Origin of the sequence: Gordonia alkaliphila (genome assembly GCF_023017165.1) — a bacterium.
In the GTDB taxonomy this organism is placed as follows: domain Bacteria; phylum Actinomycetota; class Actinomycetes; order Mycobacteriales; family Mycobacteriaceae; genus Gordonia; species Gordonia alkaliphila.
Genome location: NZ_JALKBW010000001.1, coordinates 3,437,501 through 3,460,660 on the forward strand (window position 1 = coordinate 3,437,501; position 23,160 = coordinate 3,460,660).

At 69.5% G+C, this 23,160-nt stretch carries 20 protein-coding genes; 10 read left to right on the forward strand and 10 right to left on the reverse strand.

The features are described 5' to 3' along the window. Window positions 1-2: 2 nt before the first annotated feature. Window positions 3-2,876 (reverse strand): excinuclease ABC subunit UvrA, encoded by a 2,874-nt coding sequence (uvrA, locus tag MUG78_RS15730; protein WP_246996391.1) that lies wholly within the window; start codon window positions 2,874-2,876, stop codon window positions 3-5. A gap of 156 nt (window positions 2,877-3,032) precedes the next feature. Here uvrA and MUG78_RS15735 point away from each other — a divergent pair, with 156 nt between their 5' ends. The 3 genes from MUG78_RS15735 to MUG78_RS15745 all read left to right on the forward strand — a co-directional run bounded on the left by MUG78_RS15735 (window position 3,033) and on the right by MUG78_RS15745 (window position 7,017). Further along, window positions 3,033-3,731 carry an MBL fold metallo-hydrolase gene (locus MUG78_RS15735; RefSeq protein WP_246996393.1) on the forward strand — a complete coding sequence of 233 codons (699 nt, stop codon included), beginning with the start codon at window positions 3,033-3,035 and terminating at the stop codon, window positions 3,729-3,731. A 106-nt stretch (window positions 3,732-3,837) separates the two neighbouring features. Further along, the gene (locus MUG78_RS15740; protein ID WP_246996395.1) at window positions 3,838-4,662 is read left to right on the forward strand and encodes a DoxX family protein; all 825 of its coding nucleotides are present in this window, start codon (window positions 3,838-3,840) and stop codon (window positions 4,660-4,662) included. 57 nt (window positions 4,663-4,719) lie between these two features. Then, entirely contained in the window at window positions 4,720-7,017 is a 2,298-nt protein-coding gene (locus MUG78_RS15745) for a HelD family protein (protein ID WP_246996397.1), read from the forward strand. Window positions 7,018-7,062: 45 nt separating this feature from the next. Here MUG78_RS15745 and MUG78_RS15750 read toward each other — a convergent pair whose 3' ends face one another. The 3 genes from MUG78_RS15750 to MUG78_RS15760 form a co-directional block, all read right to left on the reverse strand. After that, a complete protein-coding gene (locus MUG78_RS15750; RefSeq protein ID WP_246996399.1) occupies window positions 7,063-7,509 on the reverse strand; it encodes a universal stress protein in 447 nt (148 codons plus the stop codon). Between the two features lie 89 nt (window positions 7,510-7,598). Then, complete coding sequence (gene uvrB, locus MUG78_RS15755; RefSeq protein ID WP_246996401.1) at window positions 7,599-9,752, reverse strand: excinuclease ABC subunit UvrB; 2,154 nt, start codon at window positions 9,750-9,752, stop codon at window positions 7,599-7,601. Window positions 9,753-9,790: 38 nt separating this feature from the next. After that, window positions 9,791-11,008: a hypothetical protein gene (locus tag MUG78_RS15760; protein WP_246996403.1), complete on the reverse strand. Its 1,218-nt coding sequence runs from the start codon at window positions 11,006-11,008 to the stop codon at window positions 9,791-9,793. 133 nt (window positions 11,009-11,141) lie between these two features. On the opposite strand from MUG78_RS15760, the gene MUG78_RS15765 reads away from it, so the two are divergent. Genes MUG78_RS15765 through MUG78_RS15775 form a run of 3 tightly spaced genes read left to right on the forward strand, consistent with a single transcriptional unit; the run spans window position 11,142 to window position 12,594 of the window. After that, window positions 11,142-11,615 (forward strand): QcrA and Rieske domain-containing protein, encoded by a 474-nt coding sequence (locus MUG78_RS15765; protein ID WP_246996405.1) that lies wholly within the window; start codon window positions 11,142-11,144, stop codon window positions 11,613-11,615. Between the two features lie 24 nt (window positions 11,616-11,639). Further along, window positions 11,640-12,080, forward strand: coding sequence for a VOC family protein (locus MUG78_RS15770; protein WP_246996407.1), 441 nt, complete (start codon window positions 11,640-11,642; stop codon window positions 12,078-12,080). A gap of 40 nt (window positions 12,081-12,120) precedes the next feature. After that, window positions 12,121-12,594 carry a ribonuclease FAU-1 family protein gene (locus tag MUG78_RS15775; RefSeq protein WP_246996409.1) on the forward strand — a complete coding sequence of 158 codons (474 nt, stop codon included), beginning with the start codon at window positions 12,121-12,123 and terminating at the stop codon, window positions 12,592-12,594. 6 nt (window positions 12,595-12,600) lie between these two features. Here MUG78_RS15775 and MUG78_RS15780 read toward each other — a convergent pair whose 3' ends face one another. The 5 genes from MUG78_RS15780 to MUG78_RS15800 form a co-directional block, all read right to left on the reverse strand. Continuing rightward, entirely contained in the window at window positions 12,601-13,971 is a 1,371-nt protein-coding gene (locus tag MUG78_RS15780; RefSeq protein ID WP_246996411.1) for an MFS transporter, read from the reverse strand. A gap of 167 nt (window positions 13,972-14,138) precedes the next feature. Then, window positions 14,139-14,972 (reverse strand): LuxR C-terminal-related transcriptional regulator, encoded by an 834-nt coding sequence (locus MUG78_RS15785; protein WP_246996413.1) that lies wholly within the window; start codon window positions 14,970-14,972, stop codon window positions 14,139-14,141. A 135-nt stretch (window positions 14,973-15,107) separates the two neighbouring features. Then, window positions 15,108-16,160, reverse strand: a complete 1,053-nt coding sequence (gene dmpG, locus MUG78_RS15790; protein ID WP_246996415.1) for a 4-hydroxy-2-oxovalerate aldolase — start codon at window positions 16,158-16,160, stop codon at window positions 15,108-15,110. Further along, on the reverse strand, window positions 16,157-17,119 hold the full coding sequence (locus MUG78_RS15795) for an acetaldehyde dehydrogenase (acetylating) (RefSeq protein WP_246996417.1): 963 nt from the start codon (window positions 17,117-17,119) through the stop codon (window positions 16,157-16,159). The genes dmpG and MUG78_RS15795 overlap by 4 nt, the downstream gene beginning before the upstream one ends. Beyond that, window positions 17,112-17,927 carry a 2-keto-4-pentenoate hydratase gene (locus tag MUG78_RS15800; RefSeq protein ID WP_246996419.1) on the reverse strand — a complete coding sequence of 272 codons (816 nt, stop codon included), beginning with the start codon at window positions 17,925-17,927 and terminating at the stop codon, window positions 17,112-17,114. The genes MUG78_RS15795 and MUG78_RS15800 overlap by 8 nt, the downstream gene beginning before the upstream one ends. 68 nt (window positions 17,928-17,995) lie before the next feature. Here MUG78_RS15800 and MUG78_RS15805 point away from each other — a divergent pair, with 68 nt between their 5' ends. Then, window positions 17,996-18,769 carry an IclR family transcriptional regulator gene (locus MUG78_RS15805; protein ID WP_246996422.1) on the forward strand — a complete coding sequence of 258 codons (774 nt, stop codon included), beginning with the start codon at window positions 17,996-17,998 and terminating at the stop codon, window positions 18,767-18,769. Between the two features lie 42 nt (window positions 18,770-18,811). Next, window positions 18,812-19,750 (forward strand): dephospho-CoA kinase, encoded by a 939-nt coding sequence (gene coaE, locus MUG78_RS15810; RefSeq protein WP_246996423.1) that lies wholly within the window; start codon window positions 18,812-18,814, stop codon window positions 19,748-19,750. A 244-nt stretch (window positions 19,751-19,994) separates the two neighbouring features. Here coaE and rpsA read toward each other — a convergent pair whose 3' ends face one another. Further along, window positions 19,995-21,473, reverse strand: coding sequence for a 30S ribosomal protein S1 (rpsA, locus tag MUG78_RS15815; protein WP_246996425.1), 1,479 nt, complete (start codon window positions 21,471-21,473; stop codon window positions 19,995-19,997). Window positions 21,474-21,727: 254 nt separating this feature from the next. Between rpsA and MUG78_RS15820 the strand changes: the two genes are divergently transcribed. Then, window positions 21,728-22,255, forward strand: a complete 528-nt coding sequence (locus tag MUG78_RS15820; RefSeq protein ID WP_246996427.1) for a 2'-5' RNA ligase family protein — start codon at window positions 21,728-21,730, stop codon at window positions 22,253-22,255. Window positions 22,256-22,294: 39 nt separating this feature from the next. Further along, window positions 22,295-23,119 (forward strand): class I SAM-dependent methyltransferase, encoded by an 825-nt coding sequence (locus MUG78_RS15825; RefSeq protein ID WP_246996429.1) that lies wholly within the window; start codon window positions 22,295-22,297, stop codon window positions 23,117-23,119. Window positions 23,120-23,160: the final 41 nt, after the last annotated feature.

Below are 23,160 nucleotides of genomic sequence, written 5' to 3' on the forward strand. Positions count from 1 at the left end.
ACTCAGCTGGCGGATTCGGTGGCCGGGAGCAGTTCGCGCAGGAAGCCGCCGGTGTGCGAGCCCGGGGTGGCCGCGATCTGCTCGGGCGTCCCCTGCGCCACCACGGTGCCGCCGCCACTGCCGCCCTCCGGGCCCATGTCGATCACCCAGTCGGCGGTCTTGATGACGTCGAGGTTGTGCTCGATGACGACCACCGTGTTGCCCTTCTCGACGAGTCCGTTGATCACCACCAGCAGCTTCGCAATGTCCTCGAAGTGCAGGCCGGTGGTCGGCTCGTCGAGCACGTAGATGGTGCGTCCGGTGGACCGCTTCTGCAGTTCGGCGGCCAGTTTCACACGCTGCGCCTCACCGCCGGACAGGGTGGGCGCGGGTTGACCGAGCCGGACGTAGCCGAGGCCGACGTCGACGAGGGTCTTGAGGTACCGGTGGATGGAGGTGACCGGCTCGAAGAACTCGGTGGCCTCCTCGATCGGCATGTCGAGCACCTCGGCGATGGTCTTGCCCTTGTAGTGCACCTCGAGGGTCTCCCGGTTGTACCGGGCACCGTGGCACACCTCGCACGGGACGTAGACGTCCGGCAGGAAGTTCATCTCGATCTTGATGGTGCCCTCGCCCATGCACGCCTCGCAGCGGCCGCCCTTGACGTTGAACGAGAACCGGCCCGGCTGGTAGCCGCGCACCTTGGCCTCGGTGGTCGCCGCGAAGAGTGTGCGGATCTTGTCGAAGACGCCGGTGTAGGTGGCCGGATTGGAGCGCGGGGTGCGGCCGATCGGCGACTGGTCCACCCGGACCAGCTTGTCCAGGTGGTCCAGGCCGGTGATGCGCGTGTGATGGCCGGGCACCTGTCGCGCACCGTTGAGCTTGTTCGCCAACACGGTGGCGAGGATGTCGTTGACCAGGGTCGACTTACCGGAGCCGGAGACGCCGGTGACCGCGGTCAGCACGCCCAGCGGGAACTTGACGTCGATCCCGCGCAGGTTGTTCTCGCGGGCGCCGACAACGGTCAGCTGCCGCTTGCGGTCGACGGGTCGACGCACCGCGGGCACCTCGAGCGTCTTGCGCCCCGACAGGTAGGCGCCGGTGATCGACTCCTTGTTCTTCAGCAGACCCGGGTAGTCGCCGCTGTGCACCACCTGGCCGCCGTGCTCGCCGGCGCGCGGCCCGATGTCGACGATCCAGTCCGCCGCGCGGATCGTGTCCTCGTCGTGCTCGACGACGATCAGCGTGTTGCCGAGGTCGCGCAGACGCACGAGGGTGTCGATGAGACGACGGTTGTCGCGCTGGTGCAGACCGATCGACGGCTCGTCGAGCACGTACAGCACGCCCGCCAGACCGGCGCCGATCTGCGTCGCCAGCCGGATGCGCTGTGCCTCGCCGCCGGAGAGGGTGCCCGCGGCGCGGGACAGCGACAGGTACTCGAGGCCGACGTCGAGCAGGAACGTGATGCGCGCCTGCACCTCTTTGAGGACGCGGCCGGCGATCGCGGCTTCCCGCTCGCCCAGGGCCAGGCCGTCGAGGTACTCGGCGCATTCGGCCACCGACAGCGCGGTGACCTGCGCGATCGAGTAGTCGCCGTGGACCGGGTTGTGCAGCGTCACCGCGAGGATCTCCGGACGCAGTCGGGTGCCGGCGCAGGCCGGGCACGGCACGTCGCGCATGTAGCCCTCGTACCGTTCCTTCATCTGCTCGGACTCGGTGGCGTCGGCGCGGCGCGTCAGGAAGGCCATGACGCCTTCGAACTCGGTGTAGTAGCTGCGGGTGCGGCCGTACCGGTTGCGGAACTTGACGTGCACCTGGTGCTCGGAGCCGTCGAGCAGCGCCTTGCGCGCGTTGCGCGGCAGCTTGTTCCACGGCGTGTCCAGGTCGAAGCCCATCTGCTCGCCGAGACCGCCGATGAGGCGGCCGAAGTACTCGGCGTTGTGGCCCGACGACCACGGCGCGATGGCGCCCTCGGCGAGGGTCATCTCCGGGTCGGGAACCACCAGCGACTCGTCGACCTCCTTGCGGACGCCGAGGCCGTCGCACTCGGGGCACGCGCCGTACGGCGAGTTGAACGAGAAGCTGCGCGGCTCCAGATCGTCGATCGCGATCGGATGGTGGTTGGGGCAGGCCATCTTCTCGGAGAACCGGCGGGTGCGGTCGGCCGCGTCCTCGTCGCGGTCGACGAAGTCGAGCACCACCACGCCGTCGGCCAAGCGCAGCGCGGTCTCCACCGAGTCGGTGAGGCGCTGGCGGGCCGTCGCCTTGACCGCGAGCCGGTCCACGACGACGTCGATGTCGTGCTTCTCCTGTTTCTTCAGCTTCGGCGGATCGGACAGCTGGTGGACCTCGCCGTCGACCCGGGCCCGCGCGAAGCCCTGGGTCTGCAGCTCGGCGAACAGATCGACGAACTCGCCCTTGCGGGTGCGCACCACGGGCGCCAGGACCTGGAAGCGGGTGCCCTCCTCGAGCTCCAGCACCTGGTCGACGATCTGCTGCGGCGTCTGCCGCGAGATCTTCTCCCCGCAGGTCGGGCAGTGCGGCGTACCGGCGCGGGCGTACAGCAGACGCAGGTAGTCGTACACCTCAGTGATGGTGCCGACGGTGGACCGCGGGTTGCGGTTGGTGGACTTCTGGTCGATGGAGACCGCGGGCGAGAGGCCCTCGATGAAGTCGACGTCGGGCTTGTCCATCTGACCCAGGAACTGGCGCGCGTAGGCCGACAGCGATTCGACGTAGCGACGCTGCCCCTCGGCGAAGATGGTGTCGAAGGCGAGCGACGACTTGCCCGAGCCGGACAGTCCGGTGAAGACGATCAGCGAGTCGCGCGGCAGGTCGACGTCGATCCCGCGCAGATTGTGCTCCCGCGCACCCCGGACGATCAGCCGATCAACCACTTGACACTCCCATTCCTGCTCAGCACGGCGATTGGCGAAGCACGCTTCCCCAAAAGGACAGGGTACGCGGGGGTACCGACAAGACCGCCGTCGAGCGCTGCGCTGTGAGCGGACGCCGCCGCCCGTCATGTGACGGTCGACACTAGGGTGGGAGCCATGAGCATCCAGGTCAGCATCTCCGACGACTACACCGGCGACACCACCCCGTCAGCCGACCACCATGACGTGTGCGCGCAGCGCCGCACCCTCGACAACGCGACCATCGTCAAGATGTCGGTGGGCCCGATGGACAACAACGTCTACGTGGTGACCGACGCGGCCACCGGCGCGACCCTGCTGATCGACGCCGCGAACGACGCCGCGTCGATCCTCGCCCTGCTCTCGGCGCTGGACGCGGATCTGCGGCAGATCGTCACCACGCACGGACATTTCGACCACTGGCAGGCACTCGAGGAGGTCGACCGCGTGCGGCAGGTACCGACGGCGGCCGGCGAGTCGGACGCCCCGGAGCTGCCGGTCACCCCGGACCGCCTGCTGGTCGACGGCGACACCGTCACCGTCGGCGATCTGACTCTCGACGTGATCGGTCTGGTCGGGCACACGCCGGGCTCGGTGGCGCTGGCCCTGACCGAGAACGGCGGCCGCGTGCACCTGTTCACCGGCGACTCCCTCTTCCCCGGCGGGGTCGGCAAGACCTGGCAGCCCGGCGACTTCGAGGTCCTGCTGAACGACGTCGAGACCAAGCTGTTCGGCCGATACGGCGACGACACGGTGGTCTATCCCGGTCACGGCTCAGACACCATGCTGGGCGTCGAACGCCCCGCCCTGCCCGAGTGGCGCGCACGCGGTTGGTAGTGACGTGCGCCGCACGGGAGGCGATTGTTCCCTACCCTGTGTACTGAGGCCCGGCACTCCGACGCCGCGCCGCCCGTAGACAGGCTCCCACCGGAAGGTCGATACCGTGATTCTCCGCAAGATCGCTCGTCCCCTGCTCGCCTCCGCCTTCGTCGCCTCCGGCGTCGAGGCGCTGCGCGCACCGCGTCCGGTGGTGGACACCGCGCAGCCGCTGGTCGACGCCGGCCGCGATGCACTGCCCGCCGACGTGGCCCAGGTGGTGCCCGCGGATGCCGCGACCGCCCTGCGCATCAACGGCGCCGTGCAGATCGGCGGCGGCCTCCTGCTCGCCACCGGACGCGTTCCGCGCGTGGCGTCCGCGGTGCTGGCCACCACGCTGGTGCCGTCGACCGTGTACGACGGCGCGTTCTGGACCGAGACCGATCCGGTGCGCCGGGAGATCCGCAAGGTCTCGTTCGTCAAGAATCTCGGCCTGCTCGGCGGCGTGCTGCTGGCCAGCGCCGACACCGAGGGCAAGCCGTCGCTCGCGTGGCGCGGCCGGCGTCGGGCGCACGACGCCAAGGTCGCGATGGCCGCCGCCCTCCCGATCGGCGAGAAGGCGACCGAGTCCGCACTGTCGGCGTGGGCGGACCGCGCCGCCGTGGACGCGCAGGAGTTCGGCGAACGTGCCGCCGACGTCGCCGACCGGGGTCGGGCACGGGCCGAGATCGCCGCGGTCAAGGTGGCCGAGCGAGCGCCGCTGCTCGCCGACCAGGCGCGCCACCGCGCCGAGGAGCTGGCGCTGGTCGTCGCCGATCGCGCTCCCGGTCTGGCCCGCGAGGCCGCGGACAAGGCGGGCGAATTGGGTCACCAGGCGGCGGACAAGGCCAGCGAGCTGGGCCATCAGGCCGTCGTCGAGGCGCGCGGCCTGAAGCGCCGCTTCCGGAGCTGACCGCGTCGCAGTTCGCACCATGCCGCGCGCGCCGCGCGTCAGTACACTGGTGCGACTGTGACCCCCGATCCGCGCCTCGCTGAAGAACAGGTACATCTCGACGCCGTCTATGCGCGGCTGGATCGCATGCGCGCGACCGCCGATCGGCGCCTGTCGGAGACCCTCCTCGAGTCGGCGGGCACTCCGCAGGCGCTGTCCGAACGCGAGTCGTACGAGCGGCACTACACGCAGATGCTGACCCGCATCGACGCCGCCGAGCACAACCTGTACTTCGGTCGGCTCGACATGTCCGAACCGGACGCCACCGGCAACGACATCGCCCGGATCGGCCGCATGGGTATCCTCGACGACGACCAGGTGACCACGCTGCTGCTGGATTGGCGCGCCCCGCTGTCGCGCCCGTTCTACCTGGCCACCCCGGCGTCGCCGGAGGGCGTCCGCCGCCGCCGACACCTGCGGACGCGAACCCGAGCGGTGCGCAGCGTGTCCGACGAGTACCTGCTGTCCGGCGAGGTGGACGCCGGCGACGGCCACGACGCCAGCGTCGTGAACGAGACTGCGCTGGTCGCCGCCCTGAACGCCGCCCGCACCGGCGAGATGACCGACATCGTCGAGACCATCCAGCGCGAGCAGGACGAGATCATCCGCAACGCGCATCGCGGCGTGATGGTGGTCCAGGGCGGACCGGGCACCGGCAAGACCGCGGTGGCGCTGCACCGCGCCGCCTACCTGCTGTACACGCACCGCGACGTGCTGTCCCGCAGCGGCGTGCTGATCATCGGCCCCAACGACACCTTCCTGGACTACATCGCCCAGGTGCTCCCCTCGCTCGGCGAGACCGGCGTGCTGCTGTCGACGGTCGGCAACCTCTTCCCGGGGATCCGCGCCGCGGGCGTCGACTCCCGTCGGGCCGCCGAGCTGAAGGGCGACGCCGACCGCATCCTGCCGGTGCTGCGCGCCGCGGTCCGGGCCCGACAGAGCCTGCCGCCGGCCGGGCTGTACGTGAACTTCGACGGCTACCGCGTGCCCGTCGACTCGGCCGTGATCAAGGCTGCCCGCGCCGCCGCCCGCTCCACGCGCCGCCCGCACAATCTGGCTCAGCGCGCCTTCCTGCGGACCGCGTTCGACGAACTGGCTGCGGTGCACGCCCGCAAGCTGGGGGCGTCTACCTTGGACGGATCTCAGCTGCTCACGGCCGCCGACCTCGACGACATCCGCGTCGAGCTGTCCACCGACGACGACGTGGTGCGCACCGTGCTGCAGTTCTGGCCAACCCTGCACCCGCAGGATCTGCTGCGAGACCTGTACGCGGACAGCCGTTTTCGGCGCGGCGCCACGCGCGGCTGGAGCGACGAGGATCGCGCCGAGCTGCAGCGCGACGCGGCGCCGCTGCCCGAGGCCGCCGACATGTCCCCCGCCGACGTCCCCCTCCTCGACGAACTCGCCGAGCTCATCGGCTACCGCACCGACGAAGCGCTGCGGGAGCAGAAGGCCCAGTGGCGCAGGCGGATCGCCGAGGCGCAGGACGCCCTCGACATCCTCACCGGCTCGGCGCCGCAGGACATCGAGGACGACATGGATCCCGAGCTGCTGATGGCGTACGACCTGATCGACGCCGAGCAGCTCGCCGAACGCCAGGAAGTGACCGAGTACCGCACCACGGCAGAGCGGGCCTACGACGATCGCAGTTGGACGTTCGGGCACGTGATCGTCGACGAGGCGCAGGAACTGTCGACGATGGCGTGGCGAATGATCATGCGGCGCATACCGAATCGCTGGATGACGATCATCGGCGACACCGCCCAGACCGGCGATTCGGCGGGGACCACGTCGTGGGAGCGGATCTTCACCCCGTACGTCGCCAACCGGTGGCGGCTGCGCGAGTTGACGGTGAACTACCGGACGCCGAGCGAGATCACCCGGTACGCGAATCGTCTTCTCGCACTGATCGATCCGTCGCAGACGCCGCCGGAGTCGTTGCGCAGCAACGGGATCGAGCCGTATCGCGTCGAGGCACCCGCGGACGACGCGCTGGCGACGGCGCTGACCGTCGCCGAGGAGGCAGACTGGCCCGGACTGACCGCCGTCCTGGTGGCCGACACCGCGGCCGCCGCGGCGGCGACGGCGGATCGTCCGGACGGGATCCGGGTGCTACCGCTGCACGACGCCAAGGGCCTCGAGTTCGACAACGTGATCGTGGTGGAGCCGCATGCGCTCGCGACCACCTCTCCGCGCGGCCTCAGCGACCTGTACGTGGCCCTCACCCGCGCGACGCAGCGCCTGGTCGTGGTGCACCACGACCCGCTGCCGGAGGCGCTCGCCGACCTGCCGCAAAAGCAGTCGGACCCCCGGTAGGCCGCAGCGGCCTGCCGGGGGTCCGAGCAGCGAGAAAAGCGGAGACTACGTGGTGTGCACGATCAACACGTCGCACGCGGCCTTGCGGGCGACGTCGGCGGGCACCGAGCCGAGCAGACGACCGGCGATCGAGTTGAGGCCCTTGTTGCCGACCACGAGCAGGTCCGCCTGCACATCGTTGACCAGCTGCAGCAGCGCCTCGACAGGGGCGCCCTTGACCGCGCGCGTGGTGACCGAGCGGGCACCGGCGGCGACCGCACGCTCCTTGGCGACGCGCAGGATCTCTTCGGTGGGCGAGGAACCCATCACCTGGTAGGCGTCGGCGCCGAGGGCGTCGCCGGCCGCGCTCGCCGAACGGCCGTCGTTCGGGAAGTACGCGCAGGCGATCACCAGGGTGGCGGATTCACCGGCGATGGCACCCGCGCGACGCACGGCGTGCAGCGAGGACTCGGAGCCATCGGTTCCGACGACGACGGTCTTGTAATCGGCCATACTTGCATCTACCTCCGACGTGTACCCGCCCGGCGTCTCCGAGCGGGACGATATTCAAGAAACATACCCTGCGGCCGCGTGTCGACGGCCTACTTGATCCCGGCCGCGTCCATTCCGCGCAGTTCCTTCTTCAAGTCGGCGATCTCGTCGCGGAGCCGCCCGGCCAATTCGAACTGCAGATCGCGCGCCGCGTTCATCATCTGCGCGGTCAGCTCCTGCACCAGGTCGGCGAGCTCGGCGCGCGGCATCGACGACGTATCGCGCTGTTCGAACACGCCCGCACTGACCGCCCGTCCGGCTTCGCCCTGGGCCCGTCGACCGCGGCTCGCGTTGCGGCCGGATCCGCCCACTTCCACCGTGTCGTCGGCCTCGGCGTACACCTGGTCCAGGATGTCGGCGATCTTCTTGCGCAGCGGCTGCGGATCGACGCCCATCTCCTCGTTGTAGGCGATCTGCTTGGCGCGACGTCGATCGGTCTCGTCGATGGCATTGCGCATCGAATCGGTGATCTTGTCGGCATACATGTGCACTTCGCCGGAGACGTTACGGGCGGCACGACCGATGGTCTGGATCAACGAGGTGGTACTTCGCAGGAACCCCTCCTTGTCCGCGTCGAGGATCGCGACCAGCGACACCTCGGGCAGGTCCAGGCCCTCGCGCAGCAGGTTGATGCCGATCAGCACGTCGTATTCGCCCGACCGCAGCTGTCGCAGCAGTTCGACGCGCCGGAGCGTGTCGACCTCCGAATGCAGGTAGCGGACCCGGATCCCGAGTTCGAGCAGGTAGTCGGTGAGGTCCTCGGACATCTTCTTGGTGAGCGTGGTGACCAGCACCCGCTCGTCGCGCTCGGTGCGCAGGCGGATCTCGTGGATCAGATCGTCGATCTGCCCCTTGGTGGGCTTCACCACGACCTTCGGATCCAGCAGACCCGTCGGCCGGATCACCTGCTCCACGAACTCGCCGCCGGACTGACCGAGCTCGTAGGCGCCCGGTGTGGCCGACAGGTACACCGTCTGGCCGGTGCGGTCGACGAACTCGTCCCAGGTGAGCGGGCGGTTGTCGACCGCCGACGGCAGCCGGAAGCCGAACTCGACGAGGTTGCGCTTGCGCGACATGTCGCCCTCGTACATGGCGCCGATCTGCGGCACCGTCACGTGTGACTCGTCGATCACGAGGAGGAAATCGTCCGGGAAGTAGTCGATGAGCGTCGCCGGGGCGCTGCCCGCGTCGCGGCCGTCGATGTGCCGCGAGTAGTTCTCGATGCCCGAGCAGAAGCCGACCTGCCGCATCATCTCGATGTCGTAGTTGGTGCGCATCCGGAGTCGTTGCGCCTCTAGGTGTTTGCCCTGCTCCTCGAAGACCGCGAGCCGCTGTTCGAGTTCGGCCTCGATCCCGTCGATCGCCTTCGCCATGCGTTCCGGGCCGGCCACGTAGTGGGTGGCCGGGAAGATCCGCAGACTCTCGACCTGCCGGATCACGTCGCCGGTGAGCGGATGCAGGTAGTACAGCGCCTCCACTTCGTCGCCGAAGAACTCGATGCGGATGGCCAGTTCCTCGTACGACGGAATGATCTCGACGGTGTCGCCGCGCACCCGGAAGCCGCCGCGCGTGAACGAGACGTCGTTGCGGTCGTACTGGATGTCCACGAGCAGCCGCAGCAGCGCGTCACGGTCGATCTGCTCGCCCACCGACAGCTCGACCGACCGGTCCAGGTACGACTGCGGGGTGCCGAGACCGTAGATGCACGACACCGACGCCACTACCACGACGTCCCGCCGCGAGAGCAGGTTCGACGTCGCGGAGTGGCGCAGCCGCTCGACGTCGTCGTTGATCGAGCTGTCCTTCTCGATGTAGGTGTCGGTCTGCGCGATGTACGCCTCGGGTTGGTAGTAGTCGTAGTACGAGACGAAGTACTCGACGGCGTTGTTCGGCAGCATCTCGCGCAACTCGTTGGCCAGCTGCGCGGCGAGCGTCTTGTTGGGCGCCATCACCAGGGTGGGGCGCTGCATCTTCTCGATCAGCCAGGCCGTGGTGGCCGACTTGCCGGTGCCGGTGGCACCCATCAGCACCACGTCCCGCTCGCCGGCGGTGAGGCGTCGTTCCAGGTCGGCGATGGCGGTCGGCTGATCGCCGGCGGGCACCAGGTCGCTGACCACCTCGAGCGTGTTGCGCGCGCGCTCCACGTCCCCGATCGGCCGATACTCCGAATGCGCGACGACCGGCTGTTCCGCTGCGAATGCCATACCTCCAGGGTATCCGCTGCCGCCGACACCGGGACGGCTCAGCCGGTGACGCCGGTCAGTTCGACGGTGGGCGCGTCGAGGGCCCGTTCGGCCAGGATCGTGCCGTCGTGCAGGCTCACCGCCCGGATCCGCCGGGCGGCCGGGTCGGTCACGTAGGCGGTGGAGCCGAGCACGAACAGGTCCGGCCCGGGCGCCTGCCAGTCCTCCGCCTCGGTCCAGGCGCCGATCACCGGGTACGCGGCCTTCTCCGCGCCGTCGACCGGGTCGATGACGTGCAGCGCACCGTCGGTGCCCAGGAGCAGCGCCTCACCCGCGGGACCCCGGCCCAGCGACCGGTAGCTGTAGCTGTAGTCGATGTCGACCACGGTGACGGCTCCGGCACCGGCGGTGTCCAGGAGCGCGAACCGCTGCGGCCGCTCGAGCTCGGCGTCCGCATCGGTCTTGTAGTCGGTGAGCACCACCGTGGAGTGCTCGCTGCCGGCCTGGTTGCCGAGCCGGGCGTACGGGTCGGCGGCCGGCACCTTGACGATGTGGTCGCCGCGCACCACCAGCGCCCCGTCGGTGCACCCGACGGTCAGGACGCCGTCGGCCGCGGCGGCCTCGCCGTGCAGACCCGGGCAATCGACGTTCGCGGCCACCTCGCGACCGTCGCCGTCGAGGATGCGCACGCCGCCCGCCTTCTCGCCGTTCGGCGCGGACACCACCGTCGTCCCGTCCGCCCGGGCCACCGCGACCCCGTGGTGCGCGGGCACGGTGAACTCCCGGATCACCGCGTCGGCCGAGCCGATCTTCGCGGTGTCCAGGATCCGGACGTCGCCGGTTCCGTCGGTGAACAGCGTGGTGCGGTCGTCGTGCACCACCACGTGGCCGGGCTTGGCACCGGGGTAGGTCAGGCCGGTCCGCGTCGGTGCGGCCGTGTAGTAGTGGGCGTGGCTGTCGTGCCGTTCACGCCACGTCCCGAGGTCGAGCAGCTCGAAACCGGCCCCGGTGGCGACGAAGACGTGTCGTCCGTCGCCCGCCGGGGAGGCCCGGATGAAGCCCTCGTATGCGAAGTCGGCGACCGTGGCCAGATCGCCGCCGTCGAGCACGGTGAGGCCCCCGGCGTGGGTCAGCACCAGCCGCGGCTGCGCGGCGGACTGTTCGATGGGACCCGCGCTGTGCGCTCCGGGATCGGGGCCGACGTCGTCGGATGAGCACGCGGTCAACCCGACCAGTGCGGCGGCGGACAGGAAGAGAAGTCTGGGAGCGGTTTTCATGACGCCAGTTCACACCTTAATGACAATTATTGTCAATAATGCATACGTGCATGGGTTCGTCCGCGGCCCGACCGCCCCACCGGACGGCGATCCGGTGGCACAATGACACCGAGCCCGCCAGGTAAGGACGCCCATGAACGAGCCCCAGCACTCCACGCCCACCTGCACCAGTTGCTCCGCGCACGGAAAGCAGGCTCCGCACGTCGGTCGTCGGGCGGTTCTCGCGGGCGCCGGGGCCGCCGCGGTGACCCTCGCCGCCGCCGCCTGCAGCACCGCCCCACCGGCCGCACAACCGGAGCCCACCGTCGAACTGCCCGACGGCACGACGATCCTGGCCACGGTCGATCAGGTGCCGACCGGCAGCGGCCTGCTGGTCGGTGACACCGATCAGATCCTGGTGACCCAGCCGGTCGCAGGCACCTTCGAGGCGTTCTCCGCGGTCTGCCCGCACGCCGGCTGCACGGTGACCGTCAGCGGCGCCGAACTCGTCTGCCCCTGCCACGGCAGCCACTTCGCGCTCGACGGCGAGCGCACCGCGGGCCCCGCCCCCAGCGGCCTCGAGCCGGTCGAGATCGAAGTCCGCGGCAGCGATATCGTGCGTGTCTAGCGTCGTCGGCGCTACGGTCGAGGCATGACCGGCACCACCATCCCCCGGATCACCGCGATCACCCTCGGCGTGCGCGACGTGGACGTCGCCGCCCGCTTCTACACCGAAGGGCTGGGCTTCACTCCGGTCAGCCGGGTCGACGGCGAGATCGCCTTCGTGCAGGCCGGACCGGGACTGCTGCTCGCGCTGTGGAACGTCGCCTCCATGCCCGGCGAGTACGGCGACGTGGGCTTCGGGGCGCTGGCCCCGCCGATGTCGTTGGGGCACAACGTCTCCGAGGTGGGACAGGTGGACGCGTTGTACCGTCGTGCGCTGGCCGCGGGGGCGACGTCGATCAGCGCGCCGACCGAACGGGAGTGGGGCGGCGTGAGCGCCTGCGTGGCCGATCCGGACGGCTTCCGGTGGGATTTCGTGTTCAATCCGGCGTTCGCCGTGGACGCCGACGGCCGCGTGTCCGGCGTCTGACGTGCACCCGCCCAAACGGGAGGTGTTCGACGTCCCGGCCATGACGAACACCGACAACAAGGGGTTCGTCCGGCCCGTCGAGCTCTACCGCGCGACCCCGTACGGCCTGTACATGTCCCGCACCGCCGATCACCCGCGGTTCCACCACCTGGAGAGCTGGCTGCTGCCGGTACTCGGCTTGCGCGCCAACATCTTTCACTTCACCGACGGCCACCGCACCGGGCAACGTCTGTATCTGGACGTCGGCCGCTTCCATGGCCCCGACTCCCGCGGCCGCTGGCACGCCGTCGACTGGTACCTGGATCTGGTGGACGTCCCCGGGACCCCGCTGCAGTTGATCGACGTCGACGAGCTGTTCGACGCCCACGCCGCAGGTCTGCTCACCACCGCCGAAGCCACCGAGGCCACCGAGATCGCGGTGGCCGCACTGACCGGAGCGGCCGCCGACGGTGACGTCCAGACGTGGCTGGAGGTCACCGTCGGCGGCCGACTCGATTGGCGGAACGGTTCCTGAGACCGGTTACGCGGGCTGCAGTTCCGGGGCCTCGTCGCCGTGCGCCTGGACCGGCACCGGATGGACGGCGCTGACGTCGGCGTCCTTGGTCTCGGTGATCAGGTACGTGCACAGCACGCTGACCGAGGACAGGACCGCGAGCATGATACCCACCCAGATGGTGCCGGGACCGGCGATCAGCGGCACCGCGATCAGCGGCGGGATGGCGCCGCCGAAGATACCGGCCAGGTTGTAGCCCATGCCCGCGCCGGTGTAGCGGTAGCGCGCCTGGAACATCTCCGGCAGCAGCGCACCGGCCGGGCCGTATGCGATACCGAAGATCAGCAGGGTGCCGATCAGCCCGATGAGGAAGGCGAGCTCGCCGCCGACGCTGAGGATCGGGAACAGCAGCAGCGACCACGGCACCGCCACGATCACCGAGACCATGATGACCCGACGGCGACCGAAACGATCGGAGTAGATGGCCGACGCCGCGGTGGACAGGCCGAAGAAGACTGCCGCGATCATGCCGGAGGTCAGCACGAAGTTGCGCGACAGACCCATCTGGTCGGGGTTGGTGGCAAAGCTGGTGAGGAACGCCGTACCCATGTAGAAGAGCGAGAACAGACTGGCCAGCGCACCGCCGGCGATCACGATCTCCTTCCACTGGAACTTCATGGCGTCGAGGAACGGGAGACGGTTGACAGCCTGCTTCGGCGCCTGGGCGCGCTGCGCCTGGGCCTGCTGGAACACCGGGGTCTCGGCGACGGCCAGGCGGACCCAGAGGCCCACCAGCACCAGCGCCATGGACAGGATGAACGGGATGCGCCAGCCGTAGCTGAGGAAGGCGTCGCTGGCGGTGCCGACGGTGAGGCTGGCGACCAGGAAGGTGAGGCTGGACAGGAAGAAGGCGAAGGCCGGGCCCAGCTGCGGGAACATCGCGTACAGGCCGCGCTTGCCCGCCGGGGCGTATTCGGAGGTCAGCAGCGTGGCGCCGGCCCATTCGCCGCCCACCGCGAAGCCCTGCAGGAAGCGCAGGGCCACCAGGATGGTAGGCGCCCAGATACCGATACCGCCGTCGAACATGCCGAAGGCGCCGGTCTCATAGCCGGGCAGCAGTCCGATACCCACGGTGGCCAGGCCCATGATCAGCAGCGTCCACACCAGGGTGCGCTTGCGGCCGATGACGTCGCCGAAGTGTCCGAACAGGATCGCGCCGACCGGTCGGGCGAAGAATGCGACGGCGAAGGTCGCGAACGACGCGAGCGTGCCCGCGGTGCCGTTGGCTTCCGGGAAGAACACCGTCGGGAAGACGAGTGCGGCAGCGGTGCCGTAGATGAAGAAGTCGTAGAACTCGATGGTCGTTCCGATGGAGCTGGCCGCAGCCACTCTCCCCATACTGGTGCGTGGTGCCGACGGGGCCGTTGTCACGGTGGATCCTCGTTCCTGTCATGTCGCTGACTTCACAGTCGGCGAATTACGTAAGCTCGCTCACACTAAGGCGGCGACCGAACGAGGCACCACCCCCCGAAGGGGGGTCGGTTAATCGGAAGTAACTAGAAGGGTCAGCCCGGCAGCAGCCCGGCGCGCCGGGCCAGCACCACGGCCTCCAGCCGCGTGCCGGCCTCGAGTTTGCCCATGGCGGCCTTCATGTAGCCCTTGACGGTCTCGGCCGAGACGCCCAGCTCTCCGCCGATTCGCGCGTTGGAATAGCCCAGCGCAGCCAGCGCGAGCACATCCTGCTCGCGCGGGGTCAGCGTCACCGCGACCGGCACCCGCAGGGCGGGCTCGTCGAGCAGAACGTCGGTGATGCGGGCGATCTCGTCGGCCAGCGCGGCGTCGTCGACGGTGCGCGCCAACAGCCGCAGTCGGGTGTACGCCTGCGACATGCGGTCGCGCAGCATGTCCACGTCCGGGCCCGCGCCCGCGTCCGCCTCGATCAGTGCGCGGGATACTGCGACCTGCTGTTCCAGGGTCCGCGCTTCGCCCACCAGGGTGTCGAAGAGACGGTTGCCGACGGGGTTCTCGCAGTGCAGACCGCCGTAGAGCACCGCGACCACCCGCCCGTCGACGATGGCCGGCACGGCGGCCACCGCGCGCAGCCCCTCCGCGGAGATGGCCGGGTTGTAGCGGTGGGTGATGTGCGGGGTCTTCAGGTAGTCGTCCACCGCGAGCGGGCGGTTGAGGCGCAGCACCTTGCCACCCAACCCGTGCCCGGCTTCGACGGACAGACCGTCGAGCACCCCGCTGGTGCGGCCGACGAAGTGCGCGAGGGTCACCGCCGACCCGTCGCGCACCACACCGGCGAACGCCAGCGAGACGCCACTGGTGCGACGCACCCGACGCAGCGCCTCGGTGATCGGACCCGCCAACGACTTCTCGACCACGACCCTCACCACCTGTTCACCGGATCGAAGAATGAAACACACCCCGAACCACCGGTTCGGGGTGTGTTTCATGCTACCGAGCGGGCGAGCTGATTGTGTGCGTCACAAACCTCGCTCGACCAACGGCTGTTCAGGCTCGACGGGCGGTCAGGCGTTCTCGAGCTCGCCGTCGCGCTCGGCCACCAGGTTCAGCGCGATGTCGACGATCATGTCCTCCTGGCCGCCGACCAGACGACGCTCACCGCAGACGGTGAGGATGTCGCGCACGTCGAGGTCGTAGCGCGCGGCGGCGGTCTCGGCGTGACGCAGGAACGACGAGTAGACACCGGCGTAGCCGAGAGTCAGGGTCTCGCGGTCCACCCGCACCGGGCGGTCCTGCAGCGGACGCACGATGTCGTCGGCCGCATCCTGCAGCTTGTTCAGGTCGCAGCGATGCTCGAAACCGAGCAGGTTGGCGACGGCGATGAACGGCTCTATCGGGCAGTTACCCGCACCCGCGCCGTGGCCGGCCAGCGAGGCGTCGACGCGGTACACGCCGTTCTCCACGGCCACCACCGAGTTGGCCACCGACAGCGACAGGTTCTCGTGCGCGTGAATGCCGATCTCGGTGTTCGGATCGAGCACGTCGCGGTAGGCCTTGACCCGCGCCTGCACGTCACCCATGGTCAGGCGGCCGCCCGAGTCGGTGATGTACACGCAGTCGGCGCCGTAGGACTCCATCATCTTGGCCTGCTTGGCCAGCGATGCGGGGTCGCTCATGTGCGAGAGCATGAGGAAGCCGGAGACGTCCATGCCGATCTCCTTGGCGGCACCGATGTGCTGCGCGGAGACGTCGGCCTCGGTGCAGTGGGTGGCCACGCGAACCGAGCGGACGCCCAGGTCGTAGGCGCGCTTGAGTTCAGTGACGGTGCCGACGCCGGGGAGCATGAGGGTGGTCAGCCGTGCGTTCTTCAGCACGTCGGCCGCAGCCTCGATCCACTCCCAGTCGGTATGCGAGCCGGGACCGTAGTTCACCGAACCGCCCGAGATGCCGTCGCCGTGGGCCACCTCGATGGCATCCACGCCGGCGTCGTCGAGCGCCGAGACGATGCGCTGCACGTCCTCGGTGGAGATCTGGTGCCGGATGGCATGCATGCCGTCGCGCAGGGTCACGTCCTGCACGAAGATCGACGGGCCGGAGTTCTGCTGCTGGTCGGTCATGCGAGTTCCCCTTCATTGGCGGCACGCGCCGCGATCCGCTCGGCGACCTGCAGGCCGGCCGAGGTCATGATGTCCAGGTTGCCCGCGTAGGCGGGCAGGTAGTGGGCGGCGCCTTCCACCTCGAGGAAGACCGACACCTGGTGGGTCGGGCGGATCTCCTCGTCGTCGGCGAGCAGCGTCTCGACCGGGCTCGACTCCGGGATCTCGGTGATCTGCACCTTCTGCTTCAGGCGGTAGCCGGGGACGTAGGCCGAGACGTCGTCGACCATCTTCTCCACCGACAGGCGGATCTGCTCCTGGGTATCCTCGTCCGGAGCCTCGACCAGGGTGTAGACGGTGTCGCGCATCATCAGCGGCGGCTCGGCCGGGTTCAGGATGATGACGGCCTTGCCGCGACGCGCGCCGCCGACCTGCTCGATGGCGCCCGAGGTGGTCTCGGTGAACTCGTCGATGTTGGCGCGGGTGCCCGGGCCGGCCGACTTGGAGGCGATGGAGGCGACGATCTCGGCGTAGGCCACCGGGGTGACGCGCGAGACGGCGGCGACCACCGGAATGGTGGCTTGGCCACCGCAGGTCACCATGTTCACGTTCGGGGCGTCGAGGTGGTCGTCGAGGTTCACCGACGGCACCACGAACGGGCCGATCGCGGCGGGCGTCAGGTCGATCATCCGCTTGCCGAGCGGCTGCAGGATCGACGCGTTGTGCTCGTGCGCCTTGGCCGAGGTCGCGTCGAAGACGATGTCGATCTCGTCGAAGTTCGGGAGCTTCACCAGGCCGTCGACACCCTCGTGGGTGGTCGGGATGCCCAGGCGCTGGGCGCGGGCGAGGCCGTCGGAGTCGGGGTCGATGCCGACCATGGCACCCATCTCCAGGTGCTTGGCGTTGCGGATCACCTTGAACATCAAGTCGGTGCCGATGTTGCCCGAGCCGATGATGGCGACCTTGGTCTTCTTACTCATGGGTGTTTCCTTCACTGAATCGGGCGTTGACGGTGCCGAGGCCGATGATCTCGACGGTGACGTCGTCGCCGGCGGCGAGCGGACGCATGGGGCCGAGGGCACCGGACAGAATCACCTGGCCGGCACGCAGCGGCTCGCCGAAGTCGCGGGCGGCGCGAGCCAACCAGGCGACGGCGTTGAGGGGGTCGCCGAGGCAGGCGGCACCGTTGCCGGTGGACACCTCCTCGCCGTTGATGAGCATCCGCATGCCGACGTCGACGGGCGAGAACTCGTCGAGGGTCTTGCGGTCGGTGCCGAGGACGTAGACGCCCGACGACGCGTTGTCGGCGACGGTGTCGGCGAAGGCGATGTCCCAGCCGGCGATCCGGCTGTCGCAGATCTCGATGGCGGCCACGCCGTAGTCGACGGCCGCGCGGATCTGCTCGGTGTCGAGCGGTCCGTCGGCCAGGTCGGCCTTGAGGACGAAGGCCACCTCGGCCTCGGCCTTGGGCTGCAGCAACCGGTCGATCGGCACTTCGTCGCCGTCGGAGTAGGCCATGTCGTCGAAGACGACGCCGAAGTCGGGCTGGTCGACGCCCATCTGCTCCTGCACGGCGGCACTGGTGAGGCCGATCTTGCGGCCGACGATGGTGGCGCCGGCGGCCACGCGGCCGGCGGTGAGGCGTTCTTGCACGCGGTAGGCGGCGGCGAGGTCGGTGGGCCCGATGAACTCGCGCACCGGCGCGCAGGCGGTCCGCGTCTGCAGCGCGGTGAGCAGCCGCTCCGCCGCCTGCGCCTCGGCGGCTTCGTTCTCGACAGATGTGGTCATGACTCGATGATCACCCCGCCGCGCGCCACCGGAAAGCCTTTCGTCTCACTGAGCGATACGCTGGTGTCATGAGCAGTTCGTCGACGCCGCCGACCGACACCGTCCTCGGGAAAGTGATGACGATCCTGCACGCCTTCGAGGTGGACGATCACGACCTGGCGCTCGCCGAACTGGTGCGCCGCACCGGCCTGCACAAGGCCACCGCGCACCGACTCTGCGGCGAGATGGTCCAGGCCCATCTGCTGGACCGCACCCCCGGCGGCTATCGACTGTCCGGCGGACTCTTCGAATTGGGCATGCGCGCGTCGGTGGAGCGCGGCCTGCTGGAGATCGCCATGCCCTTCCTCCAGGACCTGTACGAGCGCACGCGCGAGACCGTCCATCTGGGCGTGCTCGACGGCGACGAAGTGATGTACGTGGCCAAGATCGGCGGCCACCGCCAGGCGAGCGCGCCGAGCCGCACCGGCGGCCGAATGCCGTTGCACTGCACCGGAATCGGGAAAGCCCTTCTGGCACACACCGATGCCCAGACGCAGCGACGAGTGTTGAGCGCCCCCCTGGTGCGCCGCACGCCGCGCACGATCGTCGCGCCCGGCCTCCTCAGCCAACAGCTCGACGCGGCCCGCGAGACCGGCGTGACCTTCGAGTACGAGGAGTCCGCTCTCGGCATCGCGTGTGTGGCCGCGCCGATCCTCGACGTCGGCGACAACTCCCTCATCGCCGCCATCAGCGCCACCGGTCCGGTGCACCGTTATCGACCCGAGCAGCACGTGGCGGCGGTGCGCGCCGCGGCCGGCGGGATCGCAGCCACCCTGCACCGGCGACGCGCGTTGGCGCACTGACCCTCGCGCCGAAACCCTTGTGCGCCTGTCACACTGGAGAGCGTGATTCGAGTGGGACTGACCGGCGGTATCGGCGCCGGCAAATCGACCGTGGCCAAGACCTTCATCGAGCGGGGCGCCTATCACGTCGACGCCGACCGCATCGCTCGCGAAGTGGTGGAGCCCGGCACCCCCGGTCTCGCCGCGCTGGTGGAGGCTTTCGGCCCGGAGATTCTCGCCGCCGACGGCAGCCTCGACCGCCCCGCGCTGGCCGCTCGCGCCTTCGTCGACGAGGAGAGCGTCAAGACCCTCAACGGCATCACGCACCCGCTGATCGGGGCGCGCACCCAGGAGCTGAACGACGCCGCGCCCGCCGACGCGGTGATCCTGCACGATGTCCCGCTCCTCGTCGAAGGCCACATGGCGCCGTTCTACGACGCGGTGATCGTGGTGCACACCGACGCCGACCTCCGCCTGGACCGGCTGGTGAATTTGCGCGGCATGGATGCCGACGACGCCCGCGCGCGGATCGACGCGCAGGCCACCGACGAGCAGCGCCGCGCCGTCGCCGACATCTGGCTGGACAACTCCGGGACCCCCGACGAGCTGGCGGCCCAAGCACTGCAGGTGTGGACCGAGCGTCTGATTCCGTTGCGCGACAACCACCTTGCGGGCGCCCCCGCACCGCTGCCCACCGACGCGGTGGACGCCGACGAGACGTGGGCGGCCGTCGGCGCGCGCGTCGTGAACCGCCTGTGGGCGATCCTGGGCGCGACCGCCACGAAGATCGACCACGTCGGCCCCACCGCCGACCCGAGCGCCGCGTCCGCGATCCCGGTGATCGACGTCGAGGTGACGGTGGCCGATCAGGCGGCCGCCGCCCGCGCCGCCGAACTCCTCTCCGCTGCCGGCTTCCCCCGCCTGCCCGGCGCCGCGGAGGGCCTCCACGCGACCGTCGATCCCGGCCGCCCCGCGCGGGTGCGGATCACCGTCGCCGACTGACCGGTGCATCGGTAGAACAACGGCGTCCTGGCGGCCGCCAATGCATTTACGTCGTCGGTGAGCGCCAGGACGCCGTTGTTTTACCAGGCGGCGTCGTCAGGAAGGCGTGACGGCTTCGGGTTGACCAGCCACGGACCGGGCCGCCCGACGGTTCGCCAGCCGATTCGGCACCCCGAACCGAGATGCCAGAACCCCCGGCCGCCGAAGCGGACCGGGGGTTCTGTGCTAGCTGTCAGCTACCGGGTCAGTTGCCGCCGGTCAGCTTCTCGCGGAGAGCAGCGAGCTGCTCATCGCTGGCCAGCGAGCCGCCGGCCGGAGCCGAGCTGCTGCTGGACGAGCTCGACGAGGAGCTCGAGGACGAGCCACCGGTGGAGCTGGAGTAGTCGCCGGCGTTCTCCGCCTCGGCAGCAGCCGCTGCGAACTTCTCCATCTGAGCGGTGTGCATCTTGTGACGACGCTCCGCCTCGGCGTACCGGCCTTCCCACTCTTCACGCTGCGCGTCGAAGCCTTCGAGCCACTCGTTGGTCTCGGCGTCGAAGCCCTCGGGGAAGATGTAGTTGCCCTGATCGTCGTAGCTGTCGGCCATGCCGTACTTCGACGGATCGAACTCTTCAGTGTAGTCCTCGTTGGCCTGCTTCAGCGACAGCGAGATACGACGACGATCGAGGTCGATGTCGATGACCTTGACCATCGCGTCGTCGCCGACTGCGACGACCTGGTCCGGAACCTCGACGTGGCGCTCGGCCAGCTCCGAGATGTGCACCAGGCCCTCGATGCCCTCTTCGACGCGGACGAACGCACCGAACGGCACCAGCTTGGTGACCTTGCCCGGCACGATCTGACCGATCGCGTGGGTGCGGGCGAACTGACGCCACGGGTCTTCCTGCGTCGCCTTGAGCGACAGGGAGACGCGCTCGCGATCCATGTCGACGTCGAGGACCTCCACGGTGACCTCGTCGCCCACGGCCACGACCTCGGACGGGTGATCGATGTGCTTCCACGACAGCTCGGAGACGTGCACCAGGCCGTCGACGCCGCCGAGATCGACGAACGCGCCGAAGTTGACGATCGAGGACACGACGCCCTTGCGGACCTGCCCCTTGGCCAGCTTGTTCAGGAACTCGCTGCGGACCTCGGACTGGGTCTGCTCGAGCCATGCGCGACGCGACAGGACCACGTTGTTGCGGTTCTTGTCGAGCTCGATGATCTTGGCCTCGACCTCCTTGCCGATGTACGGCTGCAGGTCGCGGACGCGACGCATCTCCACCAGCGAAGCCGGGAGGAAGCCGCGCAGGCCGATGTCGAGGATCAGGCCGCCCTTGACGACCTCGATGACGGTGCCCTTGACGGCCTCGTCCTTCTCCTTGAGCTCCTCGATGGTGCCCCAGGCGCGCTCGTACTGTGCGCGCTTCTTGGACAGGATCAGGCGGCCTTCCTTGTCCTCCTTGGTGAGAACGAGGGCTTCGACCTCGTCACCGACGGTGACGACTTCGCTCGGGTCGACGTCGTGCTTGATCGACAGCTCGCGCGAGGGGATGACACCCTCGGTCTTGTAGCCGATGTCAAGCAGCACCTCGTCGCGATCGACCTTGACGATGGTGCCCTCGACGATGTCGCCATCGTTGAAGTACTTGATCGTGGAGTCGATGGCAGCGAGGAAGTCCTCAGCCGAGCCGATATCGTTGACGGCTACTTGCGGCGAGGTGATCGTGGGGGACGACATGTGGTGAGTTGCTCCGGACAGGTAAGTAGGTTGTGGCGGTTTCCACGGCCGCATTACTGCAGGTAGCGACCGTTTTACCGATTACTGGCCCAGCCCCGCGATCGTCACCGGTAAGAGTTCCGGTAAGAGTTACGGTCCACGGAGCCGGATGCGCGTATCGAAGACACGCACCAGCAAGGCTACTCCACCACCTCTGTGCTGCACAAACGGGGCCGAACGCACGCTCGGTGCACCGTCCTACCGAAAGGCGTCTCGTGGCCCATTCCCTCGAACTGCTCCCCGGCCCGGAGACCGACGCCGTGCTGCGCGCCGCCTGGGATCGGCTCGCCGCCGCCGGCCTGCGTGCGGTGCGACGGCCCGCCTCCCCGACCGATCGCCCGCATTGCACGCTGATCGCAGCGCCCCGAATCGCATCCGACGTCGACGCCCTGCTCCCCGAACTCGCGACGCATCTCCCCCTCGCCGCCCACCTGGGGCCGCCGGTGGCGCTGCCCGGGCGCGGTCGCTACACGCTGGCCGTCGCCGTGGTGCCGAACGCGGCACTGCTCGCCCTGCACGCGCAGGCCGCGGCAGCGCTCGACGCCTACGCCACACAGACCTTCGGCCACACCCGACCCGGCCGATGGACCGCACACCTGACCTTGGCGCGCCGCCTCACCGGCGACCAGGTCGGCGCGGCCCTGGAGCTGCTGGACCGGACGGATCAGCCCGTCGCCTTCACCGCGATACGCCGCTGGGACGGCGACGCCGCGCGTGATGTCGTGGTCGAGGCGCCCTTCTAGTGCCGGACACCCACACTCGGGCACCTACACTGGGGGGCCATGACCACTCCTGCACCGCGGCCGCCCAGGGTGCTCGGCGACCTCGATTCGGCGACCAGCGAAGCGGCCAGCCGTTCGTGGTGGGACGAGCAAGCCGACGACTACCAGTCCGAGCACGGCGTGTTCCTCGGCAACGAGGTGCCCGGCGGCGACTTCGTCTGGGGCCCGGAACGTCTCCGCGAAGAGGAGGTGCGCCTCCTCGGCGACGTCGCCGGGTTGGACGTGCTGGAGATCGGCTGCGGCTCCGCGCCGTGCGCGCGGTGGATGGCCGCCCAGGGCGCCCGAGTGGTCGGCTTGGACGTGTCTATCGGCATGCTCGCGCACGCCGTCGCCGCGATGGCCGACGATCCCGGCCCGGTGCCGCTGGTGCGGGCCGGCGCGGAACGACTTCCCTTCGCCGACAACAGCTTCGACCTGATGACGTCGGCGTTCGGCGCGATCCCGTTCGTCGCCGACTCGGCGCGGGCGATGGCGGAGGCGGCCCGCGTGCTGCGGCCGGGCGGCCGCTGGGTGTTCGCCACCAACCACCCGATGCGCTGGATGTTCCTCGACGATCCCGGCCCGGAGGGGCTCACGGTGACCCTATCGTACTTCGACCGCACGCCGTACTCGGAGGTCGACGACGACGGGAACATCTCCTACGTGGAACACCACCGCACCATCGGCGATCGGGTGCGGGAGATCGTGGCCGCCGGCCTGGTGCTCGACGACATCGTCGAGCCGGAGTGGCCCGACGACCTGGACGCCGAATGGGGCCAGTGGTCCCCGCTGCGTGGCGCCCTGTTCCCGGGCACCGCGATCTTCGTCTGCCACAAGCCGGGCTGACCCCGGCGAGGGTGAACCCGCCGGGCCCGGGCAACGGCCCG